At 65.2% G+C, this 16,835-nt stretch carries 9 protein-coding genes; 3 read left to right on the top strand and 6 right to left on the bottom strand.

The window, feature by feature from the left end; translation table 11 throughout:
* Positions 1-108: 108 nt before the first annotated feature.
* From IFT67_RS08605 to IFT67_RS08615, 3 genes are all read left to right on the top strand, one after another.
* On the top strand, positions 109-1,455 hold the full coding sequence (locus IFT67_RS08605) for a GntP family permease (protein WP_192146228.1): 1,347 nt from the start codon (positions 109-111) through the stop codon (positions 1,453-1,455).
* Positions 1,445-2,164 (top strand): FadR/GntR family transcriptional regulator, encoded by a 720-nt coding sequence (locus IFT67_RS08610; protein WP_192146229.1) that lies wholly within the window; start codon positions 1,445-1,447, stop codon positions 2,162-2,164. Before IFT67_RS08605 ends, IFT67_RS08610 begins: the two co-directional genes overlap by 11 nt.
* A gap of 183 nt (positions 2,165-2,347) precedes the next feature.
* Positions 2,348-5,374 (top strand): TonB-dependent receptor plug domain-containing protein, encoded by a 3,027-nt coding sequence (locus IFT67_RS08615; protein ID WP_192146230.1) that lies wholly within the window; start codon positions 2,348-2,350, stop codon positions 5,372-5,374.
* Positions 5,375-5,513: 139 nt separating this feature from the next.
* On the opposite strand, the gene IFT67_RS08620 is transcribed toward IFT67_RS08615, so the two are convergent.
* The 6 genes from IFT67_RS08620 to IFT67_RS08645 all read right to left on the bottom strand — a co-directional run bounded on the left by IFT67_RS08620 (position 5,514) and on the right by IFT67_RS08645 (position 16,796).
* Complete coding sequence (locus IFT67_RS08620; protein WP_192146231.1) at positions 5,514-6,557, bottom strand: SMP-30/gluconolactonase/LRE family protein; 1,044 nt, start codon at positions 6,555-6,557, stop codon at positions 5,514-5,516.
* Positions 6,550-8,040, bottom strand: a complete 1,491-nt coding sequence (locus tag IFT67_RS08625) for a tryptophan halogenase family protein (RefSeq protein WP_192146232.1) — start codon at positions 8,038-8,040, stop codon at positions 6,550-6,552. Before IFT67_RS08625 ends, IFT67_RS08620 begins: the two co-directional genes overlap by 8 nt.
* A gap of 7 nt (positions 8,041-8,047) precedes the next feature.
* Positions 8,048-9,085, bottom strand: coding sequence for a cupin-like domain-containing protein (locus IFT67_RS08630; protein ID WP_446740798.1), 1,038 nt, complete (start codon positions 9,083-9,085; stop codon positions 8,048-8,050).
* Positions 9,082-9,816 carry a SapC family protein gene (locus tag IFT67_RS08635; protein ID WP_342450588.1) on the bottom strand — a complete coding sequence of 245 codons (735 nt, stop codon included), beginning with the start codon at positions 9,814-9,816 and terminating at the stop codon, positions 9,082-9,084. The genes IFT67_RS08630 and IFT67_RS08635 overlap by 4 nt, the downstream gene beginning before the upstream one ends.
* A gap of 391 nt (positions 9,817-10,207) precedes the next feature.
* Positions 10,208-13,417, bottom strand: a complete 3,210-nt coding sequence (locus IFT67_RS08640; RefSeq protein ID WP_192146236.1) for a TonB-dependent receptor — start codon at positions 13,415-13,417, stop codon at positions 10,208-10,210.
* A gap of 370 nt (positions 13,418-13,787) precedes the next feature.
* Entirely contained in the window at positions 13,788-16,796 is a 3,009-nt protein-coding gene (locus tag IFT67_RS08645; RefSeq protein WP_192146238.1) for a TonB-dependent receptor, read from the bottom strand.
* Positions 16,797-16,835: the final 39 nt, after the last annotated feature.

The following is a 16,835-nucleotide window of genomic DNA, read 5'->3' on the forward strand; positions in this document are numbered from 1 at the left end:
GTACAGATATGCGATTGTACCAGCAGGCGAAGGCGCCGCGGGACCGATAGGAGGGGCGTTTATGCCACGAGCACTGGATCGTTCCGGACGATCGCGAGCCGCACGCCGATGATCGGCAGCGACATGCGGCTGGTGATCGCCGCGCTGGCAGGGATCCTCCTCGCCGTGCTGATGATCGTCCGCGGGCGGCTTCACCCCTTTATCGGGCTGTTGTGCGGCGCGTTCACCGTCGGACTGCTCGCCGGACTGCCGCTGCCCGACGTCGCCAAGGCGGTGCAGAAGGGCGTCGGCGATATCATCGGCGGCACCGGCCTCGTCGTTGCGCTCGGCCTGTCGCTGGGTGCGATGCTGCATCTTTCGGGTGCTGCCGCGTCGCTGGCGAAGGGCGCGTTGCAGCTTACCGGCGTGCGCGCCGCACCCTGGGCGACCTTGGGAATCGCGATCGTCGTCGGACTGCCGCTGTTCTTCGAAACCGGTCTCGTCCTGCTGCTGCCGATCGTCGTCGCGGCGGCGGAGGAGATGACGGGCAAGGACGGCGCCGATCGCGATGCGGCCAAGTTGCGGCTCATCATGCCCGCGCTCGCCGGGCTGGGCGTGGTCCACGCGCTCGTGCCACCGCATCCGGGGCCGCTGCTCGCAGTCGAGGCGCTTGGCGCGAACCTCGGGCTGACGATGTTCTACGGCATCCTGATCGCGATCCCGACCGCGATCATCGCCGGGCCGTTGCTGGCGATGGTGACGACGCGCGGCGTGCGGCTCGCATCGCCGATCGTGACCGACAAGGGACTCTCGATCGCGCCGCCGCATCGGATGCTGTCGCTGCTGATCGTGCTGCTCCCCGTGCTGATGATCGCGACCGGCGAACTGGGCCAGATCGTACCGGGGATGAAGGGCACCGCGTGGCTGGTCGCGGCGAGCAATCCGGTGATCGCGTTGCTGATCACCAACCTCCTCGCACTGCCGTTGCTGTTCGGGCGGCGGCTGCGCGAGGCGGCGATCCAGGATGCGGTGTGGCACGAGACGATGGGTGCGGCGGGCGCGATCCTGCTCGCGATCGGCGCGGGAGGCGCGCTGAAGCAGGTGCTGGTGACCGCCGGGCTGTCCGATCTGCTCGCGCGCACGGTGCTGATGCACGCGATCTCGCCGCTGCTGCTCGGCTGGCTGGTCGCGGTGGCGATCCGCCTCGCCGCGGGCTCCGCCACGGTCGCGACGATCACCGCGGTCGGGATCATGCCGGGCGTGGTCGCGAGTTCGGGCGTGTCGCCGGAGCTGGTCGTGCTGGCGATCGGCGCGGGATCGGTGTTCTTCAGCCACGTCAACGATCCCGGTTTCTGGCTGGTGAAAAGCTATGTCGGCACCAGCACCGCCGACACGTTCCGGACCTGGTCGCTGCTCGAAACGGCGATCTCGGTGGTCGGCCTCGCGCTGGTCATGGCGCTCAGCCATGTCATCTGACCCGTTCGGCGCCGCCCCGGAAAAGACAGCGGCGAACGAGGGACGGCTGGCCGATCGCGCCTATGCCGGCATCGTCCAGATCATCCTCGACGAACGGCTCGCGATCGGCGACCGGCTACCCTCGGAATTGCGGCTGGCGGCGACCTTCGGGATGTCGCGGACGATCGTGCGCGAGGCGCTGGCGCGGCTGGCGTCCGACGGTATCACGCAGGCGCGGCTCGGCGCGGGATCGTTCGTCAAGCGCCGGCCGTCCGAACGGCTTGGATCGCACATGCCGATGGACGCTCTGGCGACGACGCTGGGGACGTACGAAGTTCGCTTCGTGCTGGAAGCCGAGGCCGCGAGGCTGGCGGCGCAGCGACGGTCGAACCACCAGCTCGATGCGATCGAGAAGGCGCTGGAGGCGTTGCGCGCCGCGCTGCTGTCCAATGCGCCGGCGCATGACGAGGACTGGGTGCTGCACCGTGCGATCGCCGAAGCGACCTCCAACGCCGCATTCCTGCCCGTCTTCGATCACCTCCAGGAACAGGTGATGCAGATCCTGCGCGCCGGCGTCGACATATCGCGGTCGCGGGCGCCCGAGGTCATCAAGGCGATGATGGACGAGCATGACGCGATCGTCGAGGCGATCCGCGCGCAGGATGCGGACGGCGCCGCGCTGGCGATGCGCTGGCATCTCTCGCAGGGGCGCAAACGGTTGATGCCCTGACTGGCGCGCGGTCTGCATGCGCTCCCCCTGCGACCGCCCCCTGCGACCGCCGCCCCTGCGACCATGGTCGTAGATGATACCGCGACCGGCTTCCGATAAAGAGCGTCGGGACACGACACGTCGCCAAGCCGGACACACGGTATGCGCGTCGTGCAACATGGGGATGGAATGATGCACAGGCATATGCGCGATCGGTACTCCGTTCGGAATTTCCGTGGTACCGCTACCAGCTTAGCCGTACTCGCGACTGCGCTGCTCTGCTCGCCCGCCCTTGGCCAGACCGCGGCTCCGGATGCGAGCCTGCCGGCCTCGACACAGTCCGCAGACCCGGCCGCGCCCGACCAGCTTCTCGCGCCGCAACCGGCCGCGCAAGCCGAAGACCGCGCGACGACCACCTCGAACGACATCGTCGTCACCGGCACGCGCATCACGTCGAGCGGCTTCAATGCGCCGACGCCGACGACCGTGATCGGCGAGGACCAGATCCTCAAGAACGCGCAACCCAACATCTTCAACGCGATCGCGCAGCTGCCGTCGCTGCAGGGCTCGACCGGCGCCTCCACCGGCACGTTCAGCACGTCGAGCGGCACGCAGGGGCTTAGTTCCTTCTCGCTGCGTGGCCTTGGCCCCATCCGTACGCTGACCCTGTTGGACGGCCAGCGCGTCGTCGGCGCGAACGTCTCCGGCGTGCCCGATATCAGCATGTTCCCACAGTTGCTGGTCAAGCGCGTGGACGTCGTGACGGGAGGCGCGTCCGCCTCCTATGGTTCGGACGCGGTAGGCGGCGTGGTCAACTTCATCACCGACACGCGCTTCAAGGGCTTCAAGGCGAACGTCCAGGGCGGCATCACCAATTATGGCGACGACAAGCAGGGGCTGGTCCAGGCCGCGTTCGGCACGTCGCTGTTCGGCGATAAGCTGCACTTGATCGTCAGCGGTGAATATGACGACGAAGACGGCGTCGGCCCAGGCGATTTCGGCACCGACCTCGCCAAAGGTCGCGACTGGTACCGCGCCACGACGCTCGTCAACACCGGACAAACGAACAACGGCCTGCCGCAGTTCAACTACCGCGACTATGCGCAACCGTATCAATATGCGCGCTTCGGCCTGATCAACAACGGCCCGTTGCAGGGCATCGCGTTCGACCAGAACGGCGCGCCGTATAATTTCAACTATGGCTCGAACGGTCGTCCGACCGGCACCGGCGGCGTCACCAACTGCTTCCCCGCCAACAGCTTCTGCGTCGGCGGCGACCTGTCGGGTGCGCCGGGTTCGGGCGCATCGCTGAAATCCTCGCTGGAGCGGCTCAACGGGTTTGGGCGGATCGGCTTCGATTTCGCCGAGAACAACGAGGCCTACGTCACCGTCAACATCGCGCAGGTGAAGACCAGCAACCAGCCGAGCCCAGGGTATGGCCGCCCGAACCTGACCGTGCAGTGCGCGAACCCCTTCCTGCCGCAACTGGTCCGCGATCGCTGCGCGACCGCCAACATCACGCAGTTCAATTTCGGTACCAGCAACGGCAACTTCCCCGATCCGCTGGTCCAGACGGATCGTCGCCAATACCGCTTCGTCGGTGGCCTGAAGGGCAAGTTCGACATCGGCGGCACGCCGTGGACCTATGATGCCTATTACGAGCACGGCATCACGAAGGCGGCGATCGACGTCGACAACACCGTGTTGCAGCCCCGCTATGTCGCGGCGACCAATGCGATCACGCTGAACGGCGCGATCGTCTGCGCCGATCCTGCCGCGCGCGCCGCCGGGTGCCAGCCGATCAACATCTTCGGCGGCGCGGTACCGTCGGCAGCGGCGCTCGCCTATGTCACGCCTGCCAACGGCCCGCTCCAGCGCACCAAGCTGACGCAGGACGTCGCCAGCCTCAACTTCTCCGGCGAGCCGCTCAACCTGTGGGCCGGGCCGTTGTCGGTTGCCTTCGGTGGCGAGTATCGTCGTGAATTCTACCGCGTCCACGGCGATCCCTATGGCGCGGGCGTCGCCGCACTCAGCCCCAACAGCACAGCCTATCCCGCCGATCCGCTGTTGAATTCCGCGTTGGGCAGCAACTGGGCAGCCGGCAACTACAAGAACGGTCGCGGCAAGTACGAGGTGTACGAGGGCTTTCTCGAGCTAAACCTGCCCCTGTTCAACAGCGAGGCGATCGGCCGCGCCAACCTCAACGGCGCGGGCCGCGTGACGCATTACAGCACGTCGGGCACGGTCTGGGCTTGGAAGGCCGGCGGTACCTGGAATACGCCGCTGGACGGCATCCGGTTGCGCGCCGTCACGTCGCGCGACGTCCGCGCGCCGAACCTGTCCGAACTTTTCGCCGCACCAACCGTCACCACGCTGCCGAACTTCACCAATCCCTTTTCCGGCAGCGGCGTGCAGGCGTTCCAGAACACCGTCGGCAACCCCGATCTGAAGCCGGAAATTGCGCGCAACACCGAGGTCGGTATCGTCCTGTCGCATCCGTCATGGGCGCCGGGTCTCGGCCTGTCGTTCGACTATTACAAGATCAAGCTCGACGGCGTCGTCTCGACATTGTCGCCCGACCAGATCGTCCGCTTCTGCTTCGAGGGCAATCAGGCGTTCTGCGGCGGCTTCGTGCTGAACAGTCCGACCCAAGGCGGCAATTTCATCAACGTCCAGCCGTTCAATCTCGCGTCGTGGAAGACCAGTGGGTTCGACATCGAGGCGAGCTATCAATGGAAGAAGCCGCTCGGCATTCCCGGCAACTTCACGCTCCGCATACTGGGCACGCATGTGAAGGAGTTCCTCGTCGACGCCGGGATCGCCGGCGTTGACGTGGTCGACCAGGCCGGGGCCAACAACGGCAACACGCCGGACTGGAAGTGGCTGGCGACGCAAAGCTACGACAACGACGTCTTCAGCATCAACCTGCAAGAACGATGGTTCTCGGACGGCGTCTTCGGCAACCAATATGTGGTCTGCACCACCGGCTGCCCAGTCTCGACCGCCAACCACCCGACCATCGACTATAACAAGATGAAGGGTGCGTTCTACGTCGACCTGGGCGGGTCGGTGAACTTCACCAAGCAGGTCAGCATGTTCTTCAAGGTCGACAATCTGTTCGATCACGACCCGGCGCCCGCGCCACAGACCAACACCGGTCTCGACGTGAACCCTGCGCTGTACGACACGCTCGGCCGCATCTACCGCGTAGGCGTTCGCGCCAGGTTCTGAGCGGCCTTTCCCCGGCAGCGGCCGCTGCCGGGGGAGCGCACCGTTCCAAGACCATTTAAAATCGCGAATATTCAACTCGTGTCGGTCATAAGACCCCACACGCCGAAGGGCTGAACGGTCCGTGTCGAACGAAGATCGATCAGCCCTCGCCTTGCCAACCGCCACGCAGCGGCAGGCGCAGGACGCGGTCGTTGGCGGTCATGTATAGCGCCCGCCCTCGTTCCCCGAACGCGCAGTTGGCGATCGGCGCGCCAGTCGTGACGAGCGCGAGCGGCTCCGCGTCGGGCGTCATGACCATCATGCCGCCGGGCACCGAGCACACCAGCGTCCCGTCGCGCGCGACCTTCATGCCGTCGGGCAACCCTGCCCCGCCCCGCGCCTTCATCGCCGTGGCATCGAGCAGCACCCTGGCATTGCGCACGCCCTTCGCATCGAGATCATAGACCATGATCCGCGGCGCGCTTTCGTCCGACACCGACACGTAGAGCCGCGTTTCGTCGGGCGACAGCGCAATGCCGTTCGGTCGAGTCAGGCTCCCCTCCAGCAGTTCGACCATGCCGCCCGGCCGCAGCCGATAGACGCCGTTCACCGCCAGTTCCTTGAGCGGCGACGTATCGCCTTCGGTCAGGCCGTACGGCGGATCGGTGAAGTAGAGCGTCCCGTCGCGCGCGACGTGCATGTCGTTCGGGCTGTTGAACCGCTTTCCCTGGTAGCGATCGACGACCGTCTCGCGCCGCCGCGTGACCAGGTTTACCCGATCGATCGACCGACCGCCGCTGTTCGCGATCAACAGCCGGCCTTCACGGTCGAGCGTCAGTCCGTTCGCACCCGGCTCGCGGATAAGCTTGGGATCGGTGCCCCCTGCCCCCGACGGATCGAGGAACGGCACGGCGCGGCCACCCTTGCGCCAGCGACGAACGATGTTGGCGGGTGGGTCGGAGAACAGCAGATACTGTCCGGCGTCGACCCATACCGGGCCCTCCGCCCAGCGGATGCCGGTCGCGATCGTCTCGACCCGCGTGCCGGGCGCGACCATCCGATCGAACGCGGGTGACATCCGCTGGATGCGCGGTTCGGCAGCGGGGCCCGCACCAAAAGCAGGCGCGGCGACCATCGCCACCGCACCAAGCAGGATGTCGCGACGTCCCGGCCGGAACGCATCGTTGGCGGTCCGCTCAAACATCGGCGGGGCAATAGCTACGCAGGAAGTCCTGATGCGTCGGCAGGACCGCAACCTGTCTGGCGATAGTCGTCTTCATGTCCCCCAGGATCTGTCGCAACCGCGGCTCTCCCATGATCCGGCCCATCCGGTGATGCTGACGCGGAGACAGTCGCTGGCCGGTCATCACCTGCGCCCAGGAAGCGACGCGGAATATCTCCTCGCCGTCCTGATACGCCATGCCGCTTTCGCGAAACAGCGCGATCCGGTCACTCAGAGTCTCGGGGATATCCATCGTCCGGCATGCATTCCAGAACGCCGTGTCGTCACGCTCGGTCAGCACGTAATGCAGTACGATGAAGTCGCGGATCCGTTCGATATCGGCCGCCGCCTGTTCGTTGAAGCGCTTGGCCGTCGCCGCATGATTGCCGCCGAACGGGAACACCTGGAGCAAGCGCGTGATGCCGATCATCGCGAGGTGGATCGCGGTGGATTCGAGCGGTTCGACGAACCCACCCGCTAGCCCCAATGCCACGCAATTGCCGCGCCACACGTCCTGGCGGCGGCCGGGCTGGAAACGGATCAGGCGTGGATCGAACAGGACTTCGCCTTCGACCTCGGCGAGCAATTGCGCGTGCGCCTCGTCCGCGGAGAGATGGCGGCTGTCATAGACGAGCCCGTTGCCGACGCGGTGCTGGAGAGGAATCTGCCAGCGCCACCCCGCACCGTGCGCGATCGCGCGCGTGTACGGCACCGCCGGCCCCACCGAGCGCGTCTGCGTGACGACCGCGCTGTCGGTCGGCAACCAATGCCGCCAATTCTCGAACGGCGATCCCAAAGTCTGGCCGATCAGCATCGCGCGGAACCCGGTGCAGTCGATGAACAGATCGCCCTCGATCCGCTCCCCCGAGCGCAGCACGAGCGCGGCGATGTCACCGCTCTCGCCATCCTGTTCGACGCGGTCGATGAACCCTTCGATGCGGCGCGCTCCTGCACCCTCGGCCAGCGTGCGCAGGTGTCGCGCATAGCGGCCCGCGTCGAGGTGATAGGCATAGCTCAGCTCGGGCGCGTTGCCGCCGATCGCGAACCGCTCCGCCTGCGCCGCCTGGAGTTCGAGGCAATAGTCGCCGAGGTCGCCGCCGAAACCGTCTTCGCGCGCCTGGAGCCAGAAATGGTGGAACGCACCCATCCAGGTCGACTGGCCGGTTTCGCCGAACGCGTGGATGTAGCGATCGCCGATCCGAGCCCAGTTCTCGAACGATATGCCGAGTTTGAAGGTGGCGCCGGTCTCGGCCATGAACCGCTGCTCGTCGATCCCGATCAGCCGGTGGAACGCGCGTGCCGTCGGGATGGTCGATTCGCCGACGCCGATCGTGCCGATCTCCTCGGATTCGACCAGCGTGACGTCGACCAGCGCGCCGAGCTGTTGCGCGATTGCGGCGGCGGCGAGCCAGCCGGTGGTGCCGCCGCCCGCGATCACGACGCGGCTCCGCTGTGTGTCCGTCATGGCCATCCTATCTGTTGAGACGCTGCAGGACTTGTGCGCGCAATCGCCGTGCGGCGGTGTCGTCGAGCGGCGCGAGCGCACCGCGGGCGTGCGACGGCAGGTGCTCGCCCGCGCGCTCGGCGGGGCCGAAAACGTAATAGTCGAACAGTTCGCGCCACGCCCGCTTCTCGCCTTCGGGCCGATCGCGCAGGCTGAGCATCGCGTGCAGCATCGTCGTCATCGGCGTATCGACGAACCCCGGCACGTCGTTCCACCAATAATTGACCATGACGTTGAAGTCGTCGAGCGCCTCGACCCGGTGCCACCACAAGGCTGGGTAGACGAGGATGTCACCCGGTTCGAGCTCGGCGACGCGAGCGCTGCTCAGCGCGTCGCGATAGCCCGGATGGCGGTCGAAATCGGGCGCGACGAAATCGACCATGCTGACGACCTGCCCGCCGGGCGTCGGTTCGAGCGGGCCGGGATACAGGTTCGCGACCTGATCGGGCGGGAACAGCGTGAAACGACGCCGGCCGACCAGCGGGCAGGCGATGTTGTTCGACATGTCCCAGTGCGCCGCCGCGGTCGTGCGGTTGCCGATCCAGAGGCTGGCGAGCGGCGTGCCGGCACCGGGCAGGTCGCCCTTGGCCACGACGGGGTTCTCGGCGCGCAAACCGGGGAAGAACGTGTCGACGTCGGTCGAGCCGAGATAGACCGATGGCGCCTCGGCTCCGGCGATACCCGCGCGGATCCGGTCGAGATAATCGGCCAGCGGCGCGCGGCTCGCCGCGTAGTTCATGCCGGTGACGTCGTCATTGTAGAAGAAGCGGCCGCCGATCTTCGGTTCGCCGACGAAGCCGACCACCAGACGTCCGGCATCGAACCGCAACAGATACGCCATCGCCGCGTCCGCACCCTCCCGCCCGGTCTCGACCAGCGGCAGGTCGGTCGCCACCGCCTTCAGCACGACCGGTTCGCCAGCTTCGATCAGCGCGGCGAAGTCGATCTCGCCCCGTTTCGCCCCTTCGATCTTGCGAACGGCCGGCAAGGCAACGGAAGCGGTCACCGCGCCGCGAGCCGACTGGTCTTGAGCTCGATCAGGCGCGAGACGGTCCCGAGCGACGCGATCGCGAAGAAGGCGAGTTGGAGAAATCCGGGGGCATGGAGGCGCGCCAGGGCTTCGCCATCGAGCGCGGCAAGCCGTTCGGCCGAGATCGTGTAGAGATCGTCGAGCGTGTATTTGTTCGTCTCGTCGAGGAATATCTCGAGCGCGACCGGCTCTATCAGGCCTTCGACCTGGAAGGCGTCGAACATCGGGTCGTTCGCGATCACCCCGTCATGAATGCGCCCCAGCACGTCCGACACGGCATCGAGATACGGACTGTTGCCACCATGCGGCAGGAAGACGATCTGCCCGGGAACGCCCTCGCCCCGCGCGGTGATACGGGGGGAATCGAGGTCGACGTGGACCATCGGCTCGGCTTCGCTGCCGTCCTCGGCGCGGGTCAGGCCGATCGAGAAGGGGCCCCGCTGATGCAGCGCCGGGACATAGCGCGCGTGCCAGACGCCATCGCCGAGAAACAGATTTTCGTCCCGATCGAGCCCGACGAGTGCGACCGACTGGAACCGCCCCTCTTCCGAACGTCGGAACAGGATCGGGTATTCGCGTTGCAGATCCTGCCATTCGGTCGGGAAGACCAGAACCTGGTTCACGGCGTCGCCGAACTCGGGACCATGGCCCGTCGCGACCGTCAGATCCTGGTGATCGACGTTATTCAGAAGGACAATATTCGTCACGATGCGCCTTTCGCAAACCACGGGCCTGGTACGCGCGGCATCATGCAGAGCACGGTTGCGGCACGCAATCCAGCGCGGGCCGCTGAGCGCTTCGTAGACATCAGGTCGTTTGCTCGTGCGCGCATTCAGGGCCTTGTCCATAAGCCTTGCAGGTTCGTTAGGTCGCGAGAATAACGCGCCACCACTGTTCCAGAAGCGCCTTCCCATTGGGCTCCGGCCCTCAGGGTGGTGGGGATTTCTCCAGGCAGTGCATGTTTCCCGAGACGTACCCAGCCCCACCGTAAGCATGACGTGGAAAGTGGGATTGCCGCACGCTGGTATCCCGACAAGCGATGTCCCCCTCCCCGGCTTGGAAGGGGAACATCGTTGCCCGTCGATCCCCCGCATCCGTTCAGAAGCGGAAGCGCCCGCCCAGCAGGAAGCGGCGGCGCAGTTCCTGTCCGAACCAGAGCTCGCTCTGGTCGCGCGCATAGGTCCGGAGTTTCTGCTCGGTCAGGTTGATGCCTTCGATCGACACCGCGAAGCGCGGCGTGATGTCGTAGCTGATGTTCGCATCGAGCTGTCCGAACGGCTTGGTGAACTCCGGATTGCGCGAGTCCTGGCGGTTGATGCCCGACAGGAACTTGTCGCGCCAGTTGTACGCGAGCCGGGCGGACAGTCCGTATTTGTCGAAGATCAGCGTCGCGTTGAACGTGTCCGACAGGCCCAGCAGCGCGAACTGGTTCTCCGACGGAAGCCCGCCGATGTTGAACCCGACATCGCCCCGCACCAGCGTATAGGCGGCACTGACGCCGAAACCGGTCGATCCGAAGAAATGCTGGCCTGCGACTTCGAAGCCGTAGATCTCCGCGTCCTTGTTGTTGACCGGCCTGGTGAGCTGGAACTGATACAGGACGTCCGTCCCGTTCGCGATCACGTCACGGCTGCTGTTGATCTGCTTGACGAAATCGTCGTTCAGCGAGCCGGTGGCGCCATTATAGTTCGCCTGGAACACTGTGGTGGCCGCGCCGATCGAGCCGGTCTGGTCCAGCAATGCCGTCAGCACGAACAGGTTCACGTCGCTCTGATCGGCACCCAGCGCCTGCAACGCCGCCTTGGCCTGGCCCGATCGCGTTCCCGGCGCGCCCGAGCTCGGATCGCGCAGTCCGAACAGTTCGGTGGTGAACTGGCCGTTGCCGATGAAGTTGCGTACCCGCTTGTCGAACACCCCGAACGAGACGTAGCTGTCCGGTTTGTAATACCACTCGATCGAGGCATCGAGATTGTCCGATTCGAGCGGGATCAACCGCGCATTTCCCGTCGTCCCGCTCGGGATACCGCCATTGGCGACCGGTCGCGATGGCCCGTTGGCGCTGGTCGAGGTGAACAGATTACCATATTCCGGCCGTGCGATCGTCTTGCTGAACGACAGGCGCCCGATCAGATTGGTCTTCAACTCGACCTGGAAATCCATTGAGGGGAGGAAATTATTATAGGACCCGCCGTCCGTCAGGAAGCTGCTCTGGTTCGAGATCACGAGGGTGTAGTCGTTGTCCGAAACCCAGTTGATCGCGGCAGGAACGGCCACCAGCGATCGCGACGTGGACTTCGTGTGTTCGTAGCGCACGCCGGCGACGAGCGTCGCGGGTAATGGCCCGAGCTCACCCTTCCACGTGACCTGGCCATATGCCGACCAGATCTTCTCGCGAACCCGATTGTCTTCGGTGGCGGTGGTACCGACGAGATTGCCGGCCTTGCTGTAGAACGGCGACAGGACCGAGTAGATGGACGCCGCATCACCGCGGAATGCCGTCTGCGATTCCGGATCGTTGCCGGGATCGTAATGCTTGAATTTGCAGACGAGGCAGAACGCCTGCAGCGCGCCCGGCGCGAGCCGTTCCACGTCGCCGGGGTTGGTGATGCCCCAGTCGCCGAGAACCTGCTGCGTCGTGGTTCGCGTCTGGTGCATGTTGGTGTTGCGAAGGTTGCCGCCGAAATCGAAGCGACTGCCGCCCCCGAGATCCCAGCCGAAATCGCCGCGCAGTTCCTTCACGCGCTGATCCTGCGCAGACGCGAACGTGCGACCGATCTGCGACCCCACCTGGGTAACCGTCAGCGGACCCGAGAGCGTGATGTCCTGCACGGGAATACCGCCGGAAAAATCCACCGAATGCGAGGAAACGACGTTGGCCGCCATGCCGACCAGCGTCGAGCTGTTGCCGTTGGGATTGTCCGGCCGGCTCGATGCCTTGCTGTAATGGCCATCGAGATTGAACGTGAAGTTGTCGGTGATGTCCCATTTGCCGTTCAGGCCGAAATCCTGGATCCGGCTTTTCTGACCGCGGTTCTGCGCCTCGAAGCCTTCGTCCTTCGCGCCGTTGATCGTTTCGTGCAGATACGTCGCGGTGGCGACCGTCGGGTTGGCGTCGAACCGCACCTCGTCGAACGGCCGGCTGAACCAGTTGGACAGATCCGAACGGACTTCCTTCTGCGTGTTCTGCGCGAACAGCGCGTCGGCGGTCAGCGTCAGCGTCTCGATCGGCTTGAACTGGACCACCGCCTGGCCGTTGATGCGCTCGCGGCTGCCTTCCGCATAGTGATAGCGGCTGTCGTTGGGGATCGCGACGAGCTGGTTCGGGTCGCTCGGCCCACCCGTGATCTTCGTGCTGCCATCCGATTTGACGAACCCTCCCGACAGGAAGGTGCTGTACGGCATGATGTTCCAGTTGTTGGACGTCGCCGCGATCGAGGTGAAGTTGCGCTTCTGGTAGCTGCCGAACAGCGACACGCCGAACCGGTCGGTCGGATCGGCCCAGCTGAGCACGCCCGAAAGCTCCGGCGTGACCTTCGATCCGCAATCCAGGCAGCCATCGGTGCTGGTGTCGTACACGCCCTTCGCGCCGATGCTGCCGGTCAGGCCGCCCTTGCCGTCAAGCGGACGGCGCGTGACCACGTTGATGGTCGCGCCGATGCCGCCGGTCGGCACGGATGCGCGTCCGGTCTTGTAGACCTCCAGCGTACGGACGCCTTCGGAGGCGAGGTTCGAGAAGTCGAACGACCGGCTCGCACCCTGCGCGCCATCGGAATTCTGATCGCCGCCGACGACCTGCACGTTAGCGGTCGCAAGCTGGCGGCCGTTCAGCGTGACCAGATTGTAGCTCGGGCCGAAGCCGCGAACGGTGACCAGCGCGCCTTCGCCGTTGGTACGATTGATCGAGACGCCCGTGATCCGCTGCAGCGACTCGGCGAGGTTGGTGTCGGGGAACTTGCCGATATCTTCCGCCGAGATCGCGTCGACGATGCCGGTCGAATTGCGCTTGATCGCGATCGACCGTTCGAGGCTGGCACGAACGCCGGTGACGACGATCTCGTCGCTCGCGGGCGCCTGGGCAGCAAGAGAAGATTCGGACGACGGCGCGGTCTGTGGTTGCGTGAGCTGACCGGCCGCGGCCGTGGGGTCTGCCGTCGTGCCCGGTGCCGTCGTCGGCTGCGCATTCGTGGCGTCGGCGCCGGCCTGCGCCTGAGCTTGTGCAGAAGCAACGCCTGATACCGTAAGACAGTACGCCACCGCTATAACGGATGCCGAACGCGCGAGCGCCGACGAAAGACTATTAGCCTTCATGATCATCCCCTCTTGGTCGCAATCTTGTGACCGCGGATACTCCCACGCCGATCGTACGCCGGCTGTGCGAGCGCTAACATAGACCTTACAGAGACAGTGGCAAGCATCTTTGCGACCGAATATCTCTCTATTGTTACACACACCGCGATAAACATTGATCCAAATTGGATTTAATCTGCAATCGGTTGATAAGTCGGCAGAAAGCTAATGGAGCATCGCTCGTGGCCGTGACAAATTAGCACCACCACGCCCTCGTCACAGGATAGACAAGCAACGCAGGTTGCGCACGACCCGGGGAATTGGCGGCGGATGTACAAAAAAGGGGCCGATCCTTTCGGACCGGCCCCACAGGGTCCTCGGGAGAGGAGACTTAGAACTTGGCGCGGATGCCGGCGAGGAACTGGCGACCCGGATAATAGACGCTATAGGCTGCATTGTCGTAGCCGAAGGTGGTCCGCAGCGGCTCGTTGGTGATGTTGAGTACGTCGAGCGTCAGGCGCACGCGGTTGTCGAAGAACGGCAGCTGATATCCGGCGGAGATATCGAACTGGCCGCGCGCATCGGCACGCAGCGGCACGGGGATGTTGTTCTGCGGACCGTTCGCGGCGATCGATTCGTCGTTCCAGACATAGTTCAGGCTGAGCGACACGCCGTGGCCTTCATAAAAGCCTTGGAGGTTGTAGCTCCACGGCGCGATGCCCGACGCGACCAGCCCGGTATCCGACTTCTGCGTGATCCGCGTGCCGTTCGCCGAGAAGCCGAGCCCGCGGACGAGGAAATCGAGCGGCTGGACCCAGGTCGCCTCGACGCCCTGAATCTTGAGCTGGTTCAGGTTGACCGGCTGCGTCACGACGATCTGCGCAACGTCCGGACCACCGCGACCATTGATCGCCTGCTGCTGCGTCGTGGTGAGCGTGCTGAACGCGAGGTTCAGCGCGGAGAACGGCACCGTCGACTGGATGTTGGCGGTGAACCCGTCGATGTTCTTGCGGAAGTACGACACGCCGACATAGCCGATCCCGCCGGTATAATATTCGCCGCCCAGATCGATGTTCTCCGACGTGTAGGGCTTCAGGTTGGGGTTGCCCGCGGTCGCGACCTGAGCGCCCTGATCGGAGAAGGTCAGGCCGGGCAGCAGCGACCCGGCATCGGCGCGCGTCATGCTGATCGAGGTCGCAAACCGCAGCTTGAGGCGGGTCGCCACGTCGTAGGTCAGGTTGAGCGACGGCAGGACCTTCTCGTAGGACGAGTCCTGGATCACGTCGACGAGGCCTGCCGCGACCTGGACCGGGCCGGCGACGTGCTGGTCGGTATGGACATAGCGGACGCCGGCATTGGCGCGCAGTTCGCGACCGAAGATCTCGGTGACGCCGTTGCCCTCCATGTAGAAGCCGAACGTCTTCTCGAGGATGTCGCCGGTCGTGCCGCCGGTCACCGAACCGCGCGCTTCGGGCGCGTTGTCGAGGAACGACTGGTAGTTGGTCGCCGCCTGCAGCTCCTTCAGCTTGGTCGAGATGATGCTCGTATAGCCGACATTGCCCTTGGACAGCTTGCCGATATCGGTGACGTTGAGGCGTTGCAGATACTGTGACAATTGCGCGTTGGTGACGCTGCCGGTGGTGCCGTCGCACGTCGCGCCGCACACCGACGTCTGGTACGCGGTCGAATTGTCGTAGGCGCGGACGTTGCGCAGCGCGCTGTCGTACGCGCCGCCAAACTTCAGGTTCATATTCGCATCGCCGAGCGTGAAATCGACATGCGCGCCCTTGGTCTCGGTCTTGCGGCGTACGCTCTGGACGTTCTGGCGGTACCATTTCCAGCCGAGGTTCGGATCGCCGAGATCGACGTTCGAGGTGATGATCGGCTGCGGATTGTTGCTGTCGGTATTGTCGTAGAACGCGTTGATCCCGGTCTCGCGCGGGGTCTGGATCAGGAAGCTCGGCTGTTCGCGATAGAACGTGCTCTTGCCGTAATTGACCTGCGCCTCGACCTTGAACGTGTCGCTCGGCGCCCAGGTGACGCTCGGGTTCACATTGTAGAATTCGGTGGTCTGGCGGAAGATGCTCTCTTCGAGGAAGAACACCGAGTTGGCGAACGTACCGCTGGTGACGACGTTGTTCGCGTCCACCGTCAGGCCGATCGGCACCATGCCGCCGGTCGACGTCGGATCGGTGCCGGGGCCCGAATTGCGGACGTACCAGTTCATGTTCGACTTGACGTAATCGCGCTTCGACTTGGCGTAGATGCCGTCGAACGCGAAGCTGAGCGTGTCGGTCGGGCGGAACTCGAGCGCGAGCAATGCCGAATACCGCGAGCGGGTCCCTTGCGTCACGTTGTTGCGGCCGAGACGCGGGATCAGCGCGCTGCGGATCTGCGTATCGGTCAGCCCCGACGTCGCCGCGAGATTGACGGGCGCACCCGGCGTCAGGCCGAAGCCGGTGTTGCGCGGTACGACCGGCGCATAGGCGAAGCCGTTGCCGCCGATGTCGCCGACGCCCGGCCGCCCGGTCGGGACGTTGCCGTCGGTGTAGCCGACCGTCTCGAAACCATCGACGCGGGTTTTCTGATCGACGCCCTGCAAGCCGATCAGGATGCCGAACTTGTCCCAGGTCTTGCTCGCGACGATCGCGCCGCGCGGGCCGAAGCGGTTGTTGGTATCGTTATACTGGCCCTGCCCGACGACGGTCAGGTGCGTGCCCGGATTGTCGAACGGGCGTGCATTGCGCAGATTGACCGTACCGGCGATCCCACCCTCCAGCGTGGATGCGACCGGCGACTTCAGCACGTCGAGGCGGGTGAACAGTTCGGACGGGAAGAAATCGAGATCGACTTCGCGGTTGCCGCCGCCGGTGCCGTTGGTGCCGCCATCCGACGCGATCGCGATCTGCGTGTTGTTGAGCAGCACCTTCGAAAAGCTCGGGCCGAGGCCGCGGATCGCGACCTGGACGCCTTCGCCGGTGATATCGCGGTTCAGGCGCACGCCGGGAATGCGGTTGAGCGTCTCGGCGAGGTTGGTCGCGGGCAGCTTGCCGATGTCCTCGGCGAAGATCGAGTCGCCGAACGCGACCGCGTTGCGCTTCGCGTTGGTCGTGCTCTGCAGGCTGCCGCGGATGCCGGTGACGATGATCTCGTCGGTCGCGCCGAGACCATTGTCGGCGGCGGTGGCGCTCTGCCCGGTGGCATCGGCCTGCGACGGCGCCGCCTGGGTGGTCGTGCCGGTGATGCCCTGCTGGTCGGGGGTTGCCGGTGCGGTCGTGCTGGTCGCCGCATCGGCCTGCGCGACCTGTGCGGCGACAGGCGCCGCGACGATCAGGATGTTACCGGCAGCAGCGGCCAGCAATGTGGCGCGGACGTGGTGACGGCGTGCGGTGAAGTTCATGGGATATCCCCTCCGTGTGATGTCCCCGCTTCGATGTCG

Source organism: Sphingomonas sp. CFBP 13728 (assembly GCF_014841895.1).
Classification (GTDB): Bacteria; Pseudomonadota; Alphaproteobacteria; order Sphingomonadales; family Sphingomonadaceae; genus Sphingomonas.